At 69.5% G+C, this 13,924-nt stretch carries 15 protein-coding genes; 9 read left to right on the top strand and 6 right to left on the bottom strand.

The features are described 5' to 3' along the window. Positions 1 to 48: 48 nt before the first annotated feature. Entirely contained in the window at positions 49 to 2,736 is a 2,688-nt protein-coding gene (acnA, locus tag Q7P21_RS00655; protein WP_304175295.1) for an aconitate hydratase AcnA, read from the bottom strand. A 178-nt stretch (positions 2,737 to 2,914) separates the two neighbouring features. Between acnA and ccmA the strand changes: the two genes are divergently transcribed. The 7 genes from ccmA (at position 2,915) to Q7P21_RS00620 (ending at position 6,714) form a co-directional block, all read left to right on the top strand. Next, positions 2,915 to 3,532, top strand: a complete 618-nt coding sequence (ccmA, locus tag Q7P21_RS00650; protein WP_304175293.1) for a heme ABC exporter ATP-binding protein CcmA — start codon at positions 2,915 to 2,917, stop codon at positions 3,530 to 3,532. Further along, positions 3,529 to 4,194, top strand: coding sequence for a heme exporter protein CcmB (gene ccmB, locus Q7P21_RS00645; RefSeq protein ID WP_304175291.1), 666 nt, complete (start codon positions 3,529 to 3,531; stop codon positions 4,192 to 4,194). The genes ccmA and ccmB overlap by 4 nt, the downstream gene beginning before the upstream one ends. Before the next feature lie 94 nt (positions 4,195 to 4,288). Next, on the top strand, positions 4,289 to 4,837 hold the full coding sequence (locus Q7P21_RS00640; protein WP_304170049.1) for a Spy/CpxP family protein refolding chaperone: 549 nt from the start codon (positions 4,289 to 4,291) through the stop codon (positions 4,835 to 4,837). A 104-nt stretch (positions 4,838 to 4,941) separates the two neighbouring features. Continuing rightward, positions 4,942 to 5,670 (top strand): heme ABC transporter permease CcmC, encoded by a 729-nt coding sequence (ccmC, locus tag Q7P21_RS00635; RefSeq protein ID WP_304170050.1) that lies wholly within the window; start codon positions 4,942 to 4,944, stop codon positions 5,668 to 5,670. A 4-nt stretch (positions 5,671 to 5,674) separates the two neighbouring features. Further along, entirely contained in the window at positions 5,675 to 5,848 is a 174-nt protein-coding gene (ccmD, locus tag Q7P21_RS00630; protein ID WP_304170051.1) for a heme exporter protein CcmD, read from the top strand. Then, positions 5,845 to 6,360, top strand: a complete 516-nt coding sequence (locus Q7P21_RS00625; RefSeq protein ID WP_304170052.1) for a DsbE family thiol:disulfide interchange protein — start codon at positions 5,845 to 5,847, stop codon at positions 6,358 to 6,360. The genes ccmD and Q7P21_RS00625 overlap by 4 nt, the downstream gene beginning before the upstream one ends. Positions 6,361 to 6,420: 60 nt before the next feature. Further along, positions 6,421 to 6,714, top strand: coding sequence for a hypothetical protein (locus Q7P21_RS00620; protein WP_304175289.1), 294 nt, complete (start codon positions 6,421 to 6,423; stop codon positions 6,712 to 6,714). 40 nt (positions 6,715 to 6,754) lie between these two features. Here the strand turns inward: Q7P21_RS00620 and Q7P21_RS00615 are convergent, their stop codons facing one another. The 3 genes from Q7P21_RS00615 to ftsY all read right to left on the bottom strand — a co-directional run bounded on the left by Q7P21_RS00615 (position 6,755) and on the right by ftsY (position 8,940). After that, on the bottom strand, positions 6,755 to 7,345 hold the full coding sequence (locus tag Q7P21_RS00615; protein ID WP_304175287.1) for a MarR family winged helix-turn-helix transcriptional regulator: 591 nt from the start codon (positions 7,343 to 7,345) through the stop codon (positions 6,755 to 6,757). A gap of 90 nt (positions 7,346 to 7,435) precedes the next feature. Next, positions 7,436 to 8,008 (bottom strand): inner membrane-spanning protein YciB, encoded by a 573-nt coding sequence (locus tag Q7P21_RS00610; protein ID WP_304170055.1) that lies wholly within the window; start codon positions 8,006 to 8,008, stop codon positions 7,436 to 7,438. Further along, the gene (ftsY, locus tag Q7P21_RS00605; protein WP_304170056.1) at positions 8,005 to 8,940 is read right to left on the bottom strand and encodes a signal recognition particle-docking protein FtsY; all 936 of its coding nucleotides are present in this window, start codon (positions 8,938 to 8,940) and stop codon (positions 8,005 to 8,007) included. The genes Q7P21_RS00610 and ftsY overlap by 4 nt, the downstream gene beginning before the upstream one ends. A 47-nt stretch (positions 8,941 to 8,987) precedes the next feature. On the opposite strand from ftsY, the gene Q7P21_RS00600 reads away from it, so the two are divergent. After that, complete coding sequence (locus Q7P21_RS00600) at positions 8,988 to 9,611, top strand: trimeric intracellular cation channel family protein (RefSeq protein WP_304170057.1); 624 nt, start codon at positions 8,988 to 8,990, stop codon at positions 9,609 to 9,611. On the opposite strand, the gene mtaB is transcribed toward Q7P21_RS00600, so the two are convergent. Beyond that, on the bottom strand, positions 9,608 to 10,924 hold the full coding sequence (mtaB, locus tag Q7P21_RS00595; RefSeq protein WP_304175285.1) for a tRNA (N(6)-L-threonylcarbamoyladenosine(37)-C(2))-methylthiotransferase MtaB: 1,317 nt from the start codon (positions 10,922 to 10,924) through the stop codon (positions 9,608 to 9,610). The genes Q7P21_RS00600 and mtaB overlap by 4 nt on opposite strands. After that, positions 10,921 to 11,748 carry a diaminopimelate epimerase gene (dapF, locus tag Q7P21_RS00590; RefSeq protein ID WP_304170059.1) on the bottom strand — a complete coding sequence of 276 codons (828 nt, stop codon included), beginning with the start codon at positions 11,746 to 11,748 and terminating at the stop codon, positions 10,921 to 10,923. The genes mtaB and dapF overlap by 4 nt, the downstream gene beginning before the upstream one ends. A gap of 82 nt (positions 11,749 to 11,830) precedes the next feature. Between dapF and Q7P21_RS00585 the strand changes: the two genes are divergently transcribed. Further along, positions 11,831 to 13,918, top strand: coding sequence for a prolyl oligopeptidase family protein (locus Q7P21_RS00585; RefSeq protein WP_304175283.1), 2,088 nt, complete (start codon positions 11,831 to 11,833; stop codon positions 13,916 to 13,918). Positions 13,919 to 13,924: the final 6 nt, after the last annotated feature.

The following is a 13,924-nucleotide window of genomic DNA, read 5'->3' as shown; positions in this document are numbered from 1 at the left end:
CGCCACCGCGCCCGGCTGGATGCAACCGGGCGCGGGACGATTTTGGGCTTAACCCGCCTTGGCGAGGTTACGCAGCACGTAGTTCAGCACGCCGCCGTTCTTGAAATACTCAAGCTCGGTGGGCGTATCGATGCGGCAGCGGACCGGGAAGCGGGCGATGCGGCCGTCCGACGGACGGTACATCTCGACGGTCAGCTGGCGGCGCGGCGACAGTTCGGTGAGACCGCGGATGGTGACGATCTCCTCGCCGGTCAGGTTCAGCTTCTGCCAGCCTTCCTGCAGGAACTGCAGCGGCAGCACGCCCATGCCGACCAGGTTCGAACGGTGGATCCGCTCGAAGCTTTCGGCGATCACGGCGCGGACGCCGAGCAGGCGGGTGCCCTTGGCCGCCCAGTCGCGGGACGAGCCGGTGCCGTATTCCTTGCCGGCGAAGACCACCAGCGGGCGGCCTTCGGACTGGTAGCGCATGGCGGCGTCATAGATCGCCATGACATCGCCGGACGGGAAGTGCTTGGTCACCCCGCCTTCGATCTCCGGGGTGATCTTGTTGCGGATCCGGATGTTGGCGAAGGTGCCACGCATCATGATCTCATGGTTGCCGCGACGGGCGCCGTACTGGTTGAAGTCGATCGTCGGGACCTGGTGGTCGCGCAGATAGACGCCGGCCGGAGAGGTCAGCTTGATCGAGCCGGCCGGAGAGATGTGGTCGGTGGTGATCGAATCGCCGAACACGCCCAGCACGCGGGCCTCGACGATGTCGGTGACCGGCGCCGGCTCCATCTGCATGTTCTGGAAGTAGGGCGGGTTCTGGACATAGGTCGAGCCCATGTCCCAGGCGTAGGTCTGACCCCCGGCCACCTTGATGCCCTGCCAGTTCTTGTCGCCCTTGAAGACGTCGGAATAGCGGGTGGCGAACATCTTCTGGGTGACGTGCTTGCGCTGCAGGGTCGCGACCTCTTCCGAGGTCGGCCAGATGTCCTTCAGGTAGACCGGCTGGCCGTCCTTGCCTTCGCCGAGCGGCTCGGTGGCCAGGTCGATCAGCATGGAGCCGGCGAGCGCATAGGCGACCACCAGCGGCGGCGAGGCCAGGTAGTTGGCGCGGACGTCGGGGTTCACCCGGCCTTCGAAGTTGCGGTTGCCCGACAGCACCGAACAGGCGACCAGGTCGCCGGTCTGCACGGCTTCGGAGATGGCTTCCGGCAAGGGGCCGGAATTGCCGATGCAGGTGGTGCAGCCATAGCCGACCAGGTTGAAGCCCAGGGCGTCGAGGCTCTTGGTCAGGCCGGCGGACTTCAGATAGTCGGTGACCACCTGCGAGCCGGGGGCCAGCGAGGTCTTCACCCAGGGCTTCACCTTCAGACCCTTTTCGATCGCCTTCTTGGCGACCAGGCCAGCGGCGATCAGCACCGAGGGGTTGGAGGTGTTGGTGCACGAGGTGATGGCCGCAATGACAACGTCGCCGTTGCCGACGTCGAAGTTCTCACCAACCACCGGGGTGCGGGCCGCATAGTCGTCGCCCTTGCCGAAGTCCTTGCCGAGCGCCGAGCGGAACTCGACAGCGGCGTCGGAGAGCAGCACCCGGTCCTGGGGACGCTTGGGGCCGGCCAGGGACGGCAGCACCGAACCCAGGTCAAGCTCCAGGGTGTCGGTGAACACCGGATCCGGATCGCCGGGCTCGAACCACAGGCCCTGGGCCTTGGCGTAGGCCTCGACCAGGTCGGCGCGGTCCGATTCGCGGCCGGTGGCGCGCAGATAGTCGATGGTCGACTTGGTCACCGGGAAGAAGCCGCAGGTGGCGCCGTATTCCGGGGCCATGTTGGCCATGGTCGCCTGGTCTTCCAGGGTCAGGCCGGCGAGGCCCGGGCCGAAGAACTCGACGAACTTGCCGACCACGCCCTTCTTGCGCAGCATCTGGGTGACGGTCAGCACCAGGTCGGTGGCCGTCGCGCCTTCCGGCATGGCGCCGGTCATGCGGAAGCCGATGACTTCCGGGATCAGCATGGGGATCGGCTGGCCGAGCATGGCGGCCTCCGCCTCGATGCCGCCCACGCCCCAGCCCAGGACCGACAGGCCGTTGATCATGGTGGTGTGGCTGTCGGTGCCGACCACGGTGTCGGGATAGGCGACGGTGTCGGCGCCCTCTTCACCGGTCCAGACGGTCTGGGCCAGATATTCCAGGTTCACCTGGTGGCAGATGCCGGTGCCGGGGGGCACGACGCGGAAGTTGTTGAAGGCCGAGGAGCCCCAGCGCAGGAAGCGATAACGCTCGATATTGCGTTGATATTCGCGATCGACGTTCTCGCCGAAGGCCTTGGCGGTGCCGAAATAGTCGACCATCACCGAATGGTCGATGACCAGGTCGACGGGGGTCAGGGGATTGATCTTTTCCGGGTCGGCGCCGAGGTGGGTCATGGCGTCGCGCATGGCGGCCAAGTCGACCACGGCGGGGACGCCGGTGAAGTCCTGCATCAGGACGCGGGCGGGGCGGAAGCTGATCTCGTGCTCGACCGAGCCCTTGTTGTCGAGCCAGGCGGCGAGCGCCTTGAGGTCGTCGGGAGCGACGGTGTCGCCGTCTTCGTTACGCAGCAGATTTTCCAGCAGCACCTTCATGGAGGCGGGAAGACGCGAAACTCCGGTGAGACCGGCTTCCTCCGCCGCCGGAAGGCTGTAGTAAACGTAGGTCTTGTCGCCCACCGTCAGTTCGCGGCGGGTCTTCAGGCTGTCGTGAGACGCCATGCTAAAGGATCCTTCCTCTGTTCTCGGCCGCTCAACGACCGCATCGGGGATCGCGCGCTTTTCGAGGCGGACACACAGCGTTCGCCCCAGCGCCGCGTACGCCCCCCGAGGCGGCGCCGGCCGCGCGCGTCATAACCCTTAGATTCTTTCCCGTCCATGCAACGGGCGCGCGCGACCGATGATCACACGCCTGGAGATCGAGGGCCTCGCCCTGGCCCGTGGCGGGCGGCGTCTGTTTTCGCGGCTGAGCCTGACCTTGAGCGCTGGCGAGGCCTGCGCCCTGACCGGCCGCAACGGGGCCGGCAAGACCAGCCTGCTGCGCGCCGTGGCCGGCCTGATCGCGCCGGAGGCCGGGCGAATCGGCTTTGGCGACCTGGACGCCGCCGAGGCCCGGGCCAGCGGCCTGCACCTGCTGGGCCACCTGGACGGGCTGAAGTCCGGCCGCACGGCGCGCGAGGAGCTCGACTTCTGGACCCGCTGGAACGGCGGGACGGCCGAGGCGGCGACGGAAGCCGCGCGCCGGCTGGAGATCACCCCCCTGCTGGACCTGGAGATCCGCCGGCTGTCGGCTGGCCAGAGGCGGCGCCTGGCCCTGGCGCGGCTGCTGTCGGCGCCGCGCGCCCTGTGGCTGCTGGACGAGCCGCTCAGTCCGCTGGACAGCGATTGGCGCGCCCGGTTCGGGGAGATCATGGCCGAGCACCTGGCCGGGGGCGGCCTGATCCTGGCCGCCATCCACGATCCCCTGCCGATCCCCGCGCGGGCCGTGGACATCCGCGCCGACGGAGCCGCAGCATGAGCCCGGCCCTGGAGCTGTTCGCCCGCGAGGTGCGCCTGGCCTGGGGCCGGGGCGGCGGGCCCATGGTCTCGGTCGGCTTCTATGCCGGGGTCGCGACCCTCTTGCCGCTGGCCACGGGACCCGAGCCGGCGCGGCTGGCCGCCGTGGCGCCGGGCATGGCCTGGATCGGCCTGGCGCTCGCCGCCCTGCTCAGCCTCGATCGGTTGTTCGAGCGCGACTATGAGGATGGGGCGCTCGACCTGATCACGCTCTCGCCCATGCCGCTCGAGCTGACCTGCGCCATCAAGTGCCTGGGCCAATGGATCGCCACCGGCGCGCCCCTGGCGCTCGCCGCCCCGATCGCCGCCATCGCGCTTGGCGCGCCGCTCGCCTTGGCGCCGCTGATCTTCGCCAGCGCCCTGGTCGGCGGCCTGGCCTTCGCCTTCACCGGCGGGATCGGCGCGGCGCTCAGCCTCGGCGCCCGGCGCGGCGGCCTGCTGACCGCCGTGATCGTCCTGCCGCTGTTCGTGCCGCCGGTGATCTTCGGCGGCGGAGCGCTGGACGCCTTCGCCTCGGGCCTGCCCTGGCGCTCCGGATTCACCCTGCTGGGCGCCTATGCCGCCGCGGCCGTGGCCCTGGGCCCGGTGGCCATGGCCGCGGCCTGCCGCAACGCCCTGAGCTGACCCCCAAACATGACGAAAGCTTAAGGTCCGCCGACCGCCGGAACCGGCCGGGCCATCCGTTAGAGGCTGTAGGGGCGCTGCAACGGAGACACCCATGAACCTGAAATCCTTCCGACCGGCCGCCCTGGGCGCGTCATTGCTGATCCTCGCGGCTGCCGGCGCGGCCGTCGCTCAGACCGCTCCGCCGCCGCCCGGTATGATGGGCGGCGTCCACGACATGGCCGGGCCGGACGGCCATCCCGATCACGCCGCCATGATGCAGCGCCACATCCAGCACCTGCGAGACGTCCTGCAGCTGAGCCCCGCCCAGGAGCCGGCCCTGCAGGCCTTCATCGCGGCCATGAAGCCGCCGGAGGGCAGGATGGACAAGATGCGCGAGGAGCATGAGGAGATGGCCAAGCTGACCACCCCCCAGCGCCTCGACCAGATGAAGTCGCGCATGGCCGAGCACGAGGCGATGATGGACCAGCACATCGCGGCGGTGAAACGCTTCTACGCCCAGCTCTCCCCCACCCAGCAGAAGGCCTTCGACGCCCTGCCGCCGATGATGATGCGCCATGGCGGTCCGCGTGGCGGGATGGAAGGCCGCATGGGCGGCCATCACATGGGCGGACACGGGATGGACGGCGGCCACGAGGGCTGACGTCCGTGAGGACCGGCCGGCCTTCGCCATTGGGTCGGCCGGTCCTCGCGCCGCCTTGATCTAGACCATTGCCCCGGAAGGCCTTGGGGGCTAATCGGCGAGCCATGATTCCGGCGCCCGCGTTCCTGGCCAATCCCGAGCGGTTCATGGCGTTTTCACGCTGGGCCGCGCCGATGTTCGCGGCGATCGCCATCGCCCTGGCCCTGGCCGGACTGTGGCTCGGCTTCACCGCCCCGGACGACTATCAGCAGGGCGCTACGGTCAAGATCATGTTCATCCATGTGCCGGCGGCCTGGATGAGCATGTTCGTCTATGTCTGCATGGGCGTGGCCAGCTTCCTGGCCCTGGTGTTCCGCCACGCCCTGGCCGACGCCGCCGCCCAGGCTGCGGCCCCCCTGGGCGCCGCCTTTACGGCGCTCGCCCTGGTCACCGGCTCGCTCTGGGGCCGGCCCATGTGGGGCGCCTGGTGGGTGTGGGACGCTCGCCTGACCTCGGTCCTGGTGCTGTTCCTGTTCTACCTCGCCTATATGGCCCTGCGCGCCAGCCTCGATGACGAGGCCAAGGCCGCCCGGGCCGGCGCGATCCTGGCCCTGGTGGGCCTGGTCAATCTGCCGGTGGTGCACTGGTCGGTGACCTGGTGGAACACCCTGCATCAGGGCGCCTCGGTGTTCCGCAAGGGCGGCTCGACCCTGGCGCCTGTCTTCCTCACCCCCCTGCTGCTGATGGGCCTGGCCTATATGGCCGGCTTCGGCGCCCTGTGGCTGGTCCGCATCCGCGGCGAGGTCTGGCGACGCCGCGCCGAGGCCGCCGCCCTGCGCGCCGCGAGAGCCTGACCCCATGGCCGACCTGTTCACCGGCAAATACGCCGCCTTCATCGGCCCCGCCTATGCAATCACCGCCGCGACGCTGGCGGCCATGATCTGGACCAGCCTGGCCTATTCCCGCCGCTGGCGGAAACGCACCGAGGCGCTGAACGCCGCCCAGAGGACCGGGCAGGAGACCGAAGCGTGAGCCGCTGGCTGGCGCTGGCGCCCTTGGCGGTGCTGGCGGCGCTCGCCCTGCTGTTCGGGCTCTACGCCCTGCACCATGACCCCAAGGTCGAGCCCCGCGCCCTGGTCGGACACCCCCTGCCGGCGCTCTCCCTGCCCAGCCTCGACGACGGCCGGCCCTTGGCCCTCAGCGAAGCCGCCAGGGGCCCGGCGCTGGTCAATGTCTTCGCCTCCTGGTGCGCCCCCTGCGAGCTGGAAGCGCCCGTGCTGGTCTCCCTCAAGCGCCGGGGCGTCAAGCTGGTGGGCGTGGCCTACAAGGACGCGCCAGAGAACACGCAAGCCTTCCTGACCCGGCTGGGCGATCCCTATGCCGCGCGCCTGGTCGACCGCGATGGCCGGGCCGGGATCGAGCTCGGCGTCACCGGGGTGCCGGAGACCTATCTGGTCAGCGCCGACGGCATGATCCTCGACAAGCATTCCGGGCCGCTGACCGAGGCCGACGCCCAGGCGATGCTGGCCAAGGCCCCGCGTTAACCATATCTTCGGAGCGTCCAGCCCAGGGTAGGGTCTGGTTAACCATGTTTCCGGGGTCCCATGGCCGCGCCGATCCGCCCGAACTTCCAGCCCCAGGCCACGACGACGCCCAACGTCCAGCGGCCCGACGCGACGCGTTCTGCGGCGCAGCGCGCCTTCTTCGAGGCCGCGCTCGGCAAGGCCGCGCCCCAGGCCATCCAGACCCAGACGATCGCCCAGTCGGCTGCGACCCCGCGCACGGCCTCGCCCGCCGTGGCCCAGGCCGCCTATGTGCAAAAAATCCCTACGACCCTGCCGACCGAAGCGCCGACCCGCTACCTGCGGCCGGGCTCGATCCTCGACATCAAGGTTTAGGCGAGCCGTCCGCCCCCATGAAGCGGGGCGAGGATTCAGCTCACGCCGCCTTCTTGGCCTTCTTCTTTTCGGGTTTCGCGGCCTTGGCCGGTTTGTCGGCCTTGGCCTTCTTGGGCTTGTCCGCCTTGGGCTTCTTCGCCGGCTTTTCGGCGACAGGTCCCGGCGCCTGGGCCTCGTCCCCGGCCTTGATCAGGTCGCGCAGCAGGCCGGTCAGGGTCTCGCGCTTGCCGCCGGACAACAGCTTCAACAGCCGCGAGTCGGCGGCGGCCATCTTCGGACGCGCCTCATCAAGGGCGAAGCGGCCGGCTTCGGTCAGGCTGACGGCGTTGGCGCGGGCGTCGGAGGCCGAGCGCTGGCGTTCCAGCAGGCCCTTGGCGATCATGCGCGCGGCCATGTCGGCGAGGGTCGAGCGGTCGATGCCGGTGATCCGCACCAGGTCGGTCTGGGTGAGGCCTTCCTGGGTCTCCACCGCCGCCAGCACCGCGTACTGACGCTGGGTGACGCCGCCCGGACCGAATTCGTCGGCATAGATGTCTAGGGCCAGTTGCAGGGCCCGATGCAGCAGATGGCTGGGAGACCGGTCCAGGACGGGAAGCCCGTCCGCCTTGCCGCCCGACTTGCCCTTAGACATCGACCCAACCTCGCCGCTTGGAGCTGCCGGGAATCTATAGGCCCTTCACGTCTGTTTGACGACAGACGGTCCGTGGGCGGTCCAAAGCCCCTAGTCGGCCTCCGCCTCCAGGGCGTGGCGCATCATCACCGGCGCCTGGGTCAGCGCGAAGGCGACGGTCAGGATCATCAGGCCGGGGAAGCGGAACAGCACCCAGATGGTGTCGGGCTGGGTCCGCCAGACGGCTTCGTTCAGGGCGGCGAGCGCCAGGAAGAACAGGCCGTAGCGCAGGGTCAGCTTGCGCCAGCCGGCGTCATCCATCTGGAAGGCTTGGCCCACCACCAGCTGCAGCGGATTCTTGCGCATCGCCAGGCCGATCAGGAGGCCGCCGCCATAGAGCAGGTTCATGACCGTGGGCTTCATCTTCAGGAAGCGGGCGTCATGGAAGACCAGGGTGAGGCCCCCGAACACCAGGGCCGCGCCACCGGCGATCAGCGGGATGGGGGCGATGCGGCGCTCGAAGATCAGGCCGACCAGCAGTGCGATCGCCGAGCCGGCCATCAGCGCCCAGGTGGCCTGGATCAGGTTGCGGCCGGTGGCGAAGAAGGCGATCAGCCAGACCACCAGCGAGCCATAGTCGACGACATAGCGCACCCATTTGGGCGCAGCGGGCGAGGCGGTCATTGGTCCTCCAGGCCGACGAGGGAGCGGGCGAAGGCCCGGGCGTTGAACGGTTGCAGATCCTCGATGCCCTCGCCCACCCCGATCAGCTTGATCGGACTGTCGGAGGCCTGGGCCACCGGAACCAGCACCCCCCCGCGGGCGGTGCCGTCGAGCTTGGTCATGACAATGCCGGACACGCCGATCTGGTTGCCGAAGATGTTCTCCTGGGCCAGCGCGTTGCGCCCGACCGTGGCGTCGAGCACCAGCAGGGTCTCGTGCGGGGCGTCCGGCTCCAGCTTCTTGATCACCCGGATGATCTTGTGCAGCTCGTCCATCAGGCCCTGCTTGTTCTGCAGCCGGCCGGCGGTGTCGATCAGCACAACGTCGTAGTTCTCGGCCCTGGCGCGCTCCAGGGCCTCGAAGGCGAGGCCCGCGGCGTCCGAGCCGATGGGTCGCGACACGAAGTCGGCGCCGGCCCGGTCGGCCCAGATCTTGAGCTGTTCGACGGCGGCGGCGCGGAAGGTGTCCCCGGCCACGATCAGCACCTTGGCGCCCCGGGTCTTCAGGTCGGCGGCGATCTTCCCCAGCGTGGTGGTCTTGCCCGAGCCATTGACCCCGATGAACAGCACCACATAGGGCCGGGGGCCGGACAGGGGATCAAAATCGCCCTGGCGGGTCGAAAGCTCGTCACCGATGGCCTGGGCCAGGGCCTGCTTGATCTCGTCCTCGTCGACGCTCTTGCCGAATTTTTCCTCGGCGAAGCGCGCGGTGATGCGGGCGGCCGAATGCGGGCCAAGATCGGCCTCGATCAGCATCTCTTCGAGTTCGTCGAGCTTGGCCTGGTCCAGCGGCTGCTTGGTGAAGGTAGCGGCCACCTGCTCCGTCAGCGCCTTGGACGAGCGGGTGAGCCCGCCGGCGAGGCGCTGGAGCCAACCCTTCTTCGGTTCGGTCATGGGCCGCCTTCTAGCGGCTCGGACGCAGCCGGGATAGAGCAGGCTTGATGGATCAGATCGCCACGGCCCTTGTCTGGCTCGACTATGCCGCCGTCGCCGTGTTCGGGGCGACCGGGGCCCTGGCCGCCGCGCGTCGCCAGCACGACATCGTCACCTTCGGCTTCTTCGCCGCCGTGACCGGGGTAGGCGGCGGGACCCTGCGCGACCTCTTGCTCGGCGCCCCGGTGTTCTGGATCGCCAAGCCCGGCTATCTGGCCGCCTGCCTGGCCGCCGCCCTGGCGGTGTGGATCGTCGGGCCGGGGCCCGGGCGGGCCAAGGTGCTGCTCTGGCTCGATGCGGTGGGGCTGTCGGCCTATTGCATTGTCGGCGCAGCCAAGGCCTCCGCCCTGGGCGCCCCGCCCCTGACCGCCGTGGTCATGGGGGTGCTGACCGCCTGTCTGGGCGGGGTGATCCGCGACGTCCTGGCCCACGAACCCTCGGTGCTGCTGCGGCGCGAGATCTATGTGACCTGCGCCATGCTGGGGGCCGGGCTGTTTGTGATCCTGCAGACGTTCGGGGTTGCGGGCCTGCCGGCGGGACTGGCCGGCGCGGCCCTGGCCTTCGGGGTGCGGGCGGGCGCGATCCTGTGGGACTGGAGCTTGCCGGGGTTCCCGGGGCGGCGCAGCGACTAGGCCAATTCCGCCAGCAGCTTGCCGCCCTCGGCGCCGGTGACGCGCAGGGAGACGATCGATCCCACCACCGCTTCGCCCGCGAAGGCGATCTCTGTGAAATCCTCGGCGCGGGCGAGGCCGCCGCGCTCCACCAGACCCTGGACCTCGCGGCCGATCTGACGGGCCAGGTGACGGGCAAGCGCGACCTCGCCGGCGGTGCGCAGCTGGGCGGCCCGGGCCTTGATTACTGGGCGGGTCAGCTGCGGCATGCGGGCGGCGGGCGTGCCGGGGCGCGGGCTGAACGGGAAGACGTGCAGGAAGGCCAGGCCCGTCTCCTCGACCAGGCGGACGGTGTTCGCAAACATCTCGTCGGTCTCGGTCGGGAAGCCGGCGATCAGGTCGGCGCCGAACGCTGTATCCGGGCGCACGGCGCGCACCTCGGCGATCAGCTTCAGCGCATCGGCGCGGCTGTGGCGGCGCTTCATGCGCTTGAGGATCATGTCGTCGCCGGCCTGCAGCGACAGATGCAGATAGGGCATCAGCCGGGGTTCCTGCGCCAGGCAGCGCATCAGGTCCGGATCGATCTCGGCGGCGTCGATGGAGGAGAGCCGCAGGCGCGGCAGCTCGGGAACCAGCCTCAGGATTCGCGCGACCAGCTGGCCGAGCGTCGGGGCGCCCGGCAGGTCGGAGCCCCAGCTGGTGACGTCGACCCCGGTCAGCACCACCTCCTGGTAGCCTTGGGCGGTCAGGCGGCGGATCTGTTCGACCACTTCGCCGGCGGGGGCCGAGCGGGAGTTGCCGCGGCCATAGGGGATGACACAGAAGGTGCAGCGGTGGTCGCAACCGTTCTGGACCTCGACATAGGCCCGCGCCCGGTCCTTCAGCCCGTCGATCAGGTGACCGGCGGTCTCGCGCACGCTCATGATGTCATTGACCCGAACCCGCACCGGCTCGGCCTGGGGGGCGTAGGATCCGGCCTGGGACTTCTCGGCATTGCCCAGCACCAGGTCGACCTCGGCCATGCCGGCGAAGGCGGCGGGATCGATCTGGGCCGCGCAGCCAGTGACGATCAGCTTGGCGCCCGGGCGTTCGCGCCGCGCCTTGCGGATTGCCTGGCGGGCCTGACGCACCGCCTCGCCGGTGACCGCGCAGGTGTTGAAGACGATGGCGTCCTTGAGCCCATCCTCGGCGGCGCGGGCGCGGATGACCTCGCTCTCATAGGCGTTCAGCCGACAGCCGAAGGTCACCACCCGGACGTCGGCATGGGGGTCGTCCTCGCGGACCGGGGCGTCGGCGACCGAGCCGGAATCGAGGAGGTCGTGGTCGCCGCTCACGGCAGGTTCCCGGTGAATTCGAGCTCCAGCGGCCCGGTCATGATCACGTGGCCGTCGCTTTCGCGCCATTCGATGGTGAGCTCGCCGCCGTCGAGCTCGAGCGTCGCCTTGCGGTCGGTGAGACCCCGCCGGGCGCAGGCGACCAGGGCGGCGCAGGCGCCGGTGCCGCAGGCCCGGGTCAGGCCGGTGCCCCGTTCCCAGACCTTCAGCCGGATACGGTCGCGGGCCTTCACCTGGGCGAAGCCGACATTGACGCCTTCGGGGAACAGGTGGTGGTGCTCGATCATCGGCCCGACCTCGCGGACTGGGGCCAATTCGGCGTCGGGCACGAAGAACACCACATGGGGATTGCCCATGGAGACGCAGCCCGGCGTGTGCAGGATCGGCGCGTCGATGGGGCCGACCTGCAGCTCTATGCCCTTGGTGTCCATGTCCTCGGCGAGCGGGATTTCGGTCCAGGCCAGGCGGGGTTCGCCCATGTCGACACTGACCCGGTGGTCGCCGGCGCGGGTGGCCCGCAGGAGGCCGCCCCGGGTGTCGAGCACGGCGGTGTCCGTTCCGCCAGCCTCCATCAACAGCCAGCCTACGCAGCGCGAGGCATTGCCGCAGGCGCCGACCTCGTCGCCATCGGCGTTCCAGAACCGCACCCGGGCGTCGCCCTTTGCAGAGCGCTCGAGCGAGACCAGCTGGTCGCAGCCGATCCCGGCGGTCCGGTCACAGATCTTCCGCACCTCGTCCTGGGAAGGATCAAAGGGGGCGGTGCGGGCCTCGACCACGACGAAGTCGTTGCCGAGCCCGTTCATCTTCAGGAACGGACGGCTCATGATCGGCGCTATATAGGGGAGAACGCGCGCGGGATCACCTTTGGCGAGACAAGTCCTGCCCGGGGCGTTTAACTCACGCGCCATGAAGCCGATCCACGCCGCCCTCGCCGCCGCCCTCGCCCTGCCCGCCCTGGCCCATGCCCAGGCGCCCGGCCAGACCGCGGCCGACCCCTTCCAATGGTTGGAAGACATCGACGCGCCCAAGGCGATGAGCTGGGTGGAGGGTCAGAACGCCAGGACCGCCGGGCGGCTGGAGACCGATCCCCGCTACGCGACCTTCCATGCGCAGGCGCGAGCGATCTTCACCGCCAAGGACCGTATTCCGTGGCCGGAGTTCCGGGCCGGCGGCATCGACAACTTCTGGCAGGACGCCGAGCACATCCATGGAGTCTGGCGCCACGCCGGCCTGGCCAGCTATCGGACGGCCGCGCCCGCCTGGGACGTGACGCTCGACCTCGACGCGCTGTCCAAGGCCGAGGGCAAGAACTGGATCTGGAAAGGCGCGGACTGCCGCAAGCCGGCCGAGACCCTCTGCCTGGTGCGGCTGTCCAATGGCGGCGGCGACGCGGTCGAGATCCGCGAATATGATACGGTCAGCAAAGCCTTCGTGGCCAAAGGCTTCCGCTTCGCCGAGGGCAAGCAGAGCACCGACTGGATCGACGCCGACCACTTGGCCGTGGCCCGGGAATGGACGCCGGGCGAGGTGACCGCCTCGGGCTATGCCTATGTGGTCAAGATCGTCGGCCGCGACGGAAGCGCCCGCGAGGTGTTCCGGGGCGACAAGGCCGACGTTTCCGCCCAGCCGGCGGTGCTGCACGGCGCGGGCGGTAAGGCCGACGCCCTGCTGGTCCGGCGGGGCGTGAGCTTCTTCGAAAGCGAATACCAGCTGATCGGCGCGGCGGGCGCCACCCGGGTTCCGTTGCCGAAGAAGGCGGACCTCGAGGCCTATGTCGACGGCCAGGCGGTGTTCGCCCTGAAGGAGGCCTGGGGCGGGTTCGGAGCCGGGGCGCTGATTTCCTACGACCTCAAGGCGCTGCAGGCCGACGCGGCCCACGCCAAGCCGACACTGATCTTCCAGCCCGGCCCGCGCCAGGCGATCCAGTCGGTGGAGTCCACCGACAGCCGGCTGGTGGTGAACCTGCTGGACGAGGTGAAGGGCGCGGTCGATGTCTACGGCTTCACGGGCGGCAAGTGGTCAGGCGCCAAGCGCCTGCCCCTGCCCAAGGACGCCACATTCACCCTGCGCGCCACGGCCTCGGCCGACGACCAGCTGTTCGTGGCGGCGGAGGGGTTCCTTGATCCCACCAGCCTGTGGCTGGCCGACGCCGGCGCCGTGACAGCGGCCCAGGTCAAGGCCCTGCCGGCCAGGTTCGATGCGTCCAAGGACGGGGTGCGGCAATATTGGGCGACCTCTTCCGACGGGACCAAGATCCCCTACTTCGTGGTCTGGCCGAAGGCGGCCAAGCTCGACGGCTCCACGCCGACCATCATGTACGGCTATGGCGGATTCGAGATCGCCAAGCCGCCGATCTATCTGCCGGAGATGGGCAAGATCTGGCTGGAGCGGGGCGGCGCCTATGTGATCGCCAATATCCGGGGCGGCGGGGAGTTCGGCCCGGCCTGGCACGACGCCGTGCTGCGCGAGAAGCGCCAGCTGTCCTTCGACGACTTCGCGGCGGTGGCCAGGGACATGACCGCGCGCGGCCTGACCTCGCCCCGGCGGCTCGGCATCTATGGCCGCTCGAACGGCGGGGTACTGACCACGGTGTCCCTGACCCAGCATCCGGAACTGTGGAACGCGGTCGTGGTGGAGAGCCCGCTGATCGACATGCTGCGCTATCACAAGCTGTCGGCCGGCGCCTCGTGGATCGGGGAATATGGCGACCCCGACGTGCCCGCCGACGCGGCCTTCATCGGCAAATATTCGGGCTATCAGAACCTGAAGGCCGGGGTGAAATATCCCGAGGCCTATATCACCACCAACACCCGCGACGACCGGGTCCATCCCGGCCACGCGCGCAAGTTTGCGGCCAAGCTCGAGGCGATGGGGGTTCCCTACCTCTATTACGAACAGACTTTCGGCGGCCACGCCAACGACGCCGACCCGGAGCTGAACGCCCGCCGCTGGGCCCGGCACTATGTGTACCTGGCGCAGAAGCTGATGGATTGAGGGTGG

Source organism: Phenylobacterium aquaticum, assembly GCF_947378715.1.
Lineage (GTDB): Bacteria > Pseudomonadota > Alphaproteobacteria > Caulobacterales > Caulobacteraceae > Phenylobacterium > Phenylobacterium aquaticum_A.
Note: the sequence above shows the minus strand (reverse complement) of the source record. Positions and strands in the feature narration are given on the sequence as shown.

Bases quoted from the DNA above. Each gene is read 5' to 3' on its own strand.
- Q7P21_RS00620 (WP_304175289.1), top strand. From the start codon at position 6,421: ATGGCCGCGCCGATCCGCCCGAACTTCCAGCCCCAGGCCACGACGACG.
- ccmC (WP_304170050.1), top strand. From the start codon at position 4,942: ATGATTCCGGCGCCCGCGTTCCTGGCCAATCCCGAGCGGTTCATGGCG.
- ccmD (WP_304170051.1), top strand. From the start codon at position 5,675: ATGGCCGACCTGTTCACCGGCAAATACGCCGCCTTCATCGGCCCCGCC.
- Q7P21_RS00640 (WP_304170049.1), top strand. From the start codon at position 4,289: ATGAACCTGAAATCCTTCCGACCGGCCGCCCTGGGCGCGTCATTGCTG.
- Q7P21_RS00585 (WP_304175283.1), top strand. From the start codon at position 11,831: ATGAAGCCGATCCACGCCGCCCTCGCCGCCGCCCTCGCCCTGCCCGCC.
- Q7P21_RS00600 (WP_304170057.1), top strand. From the start codon at position 8,988: ATGGATCAGATCGCCACGGCCCTTGTCTGGCTCGACTATGCCGCCGTC.
- ftsY (WP_304170056.1), bottom strand. From the start codon at position 8,940: ATGACCGAACCGAAGAAGGGTTGGCTCCAGCGCCTCGCCGGCGGGCTC.
- acnA (WP_304175295.1), bottom strand. From the start codon at position 2,736: ATGGCGTCTCACGACAGCCTGAAGACCCGCCGCGAACTGACGGTGGGC.
- Q7P21_RS00610 (WP_304170055.1), bottom strand. From the start codon at position 8,008: ATGACCGCCTCGCCCGCTGCGCCCAAATGGGTGCGCTATGTCGTCGAC.
- dapF (WP_304170059.1), bottom strand. From the start codon at position 11,748: ATGAGCCGTCCGTTCCTGAAGATGAACGGGCTCGGCAACGACTTCGTC.
- ccmB (WP_304175291.1), top strand. From the start codon at position 3,529: ATGAGCCCGGCCCTGGAGCTGTTCGCCCGCGAGGTGCGCCTGGCCTGG.
- Q7P21_RS00615 (WP_304175287.1), bottom strand. From the start codon at position 7,345: ATGTCTAAGGGCAAGTCGGGCGGCAAGGCGGACGGGCTTCCCGTCCTG.
- ccmA (WP_304175293.1), top strand. From the start codon at position 2,915: ATGATCACACGCCTGGAGATCGAGGGCCTCGCCCTGGCCCGTGGCGGG.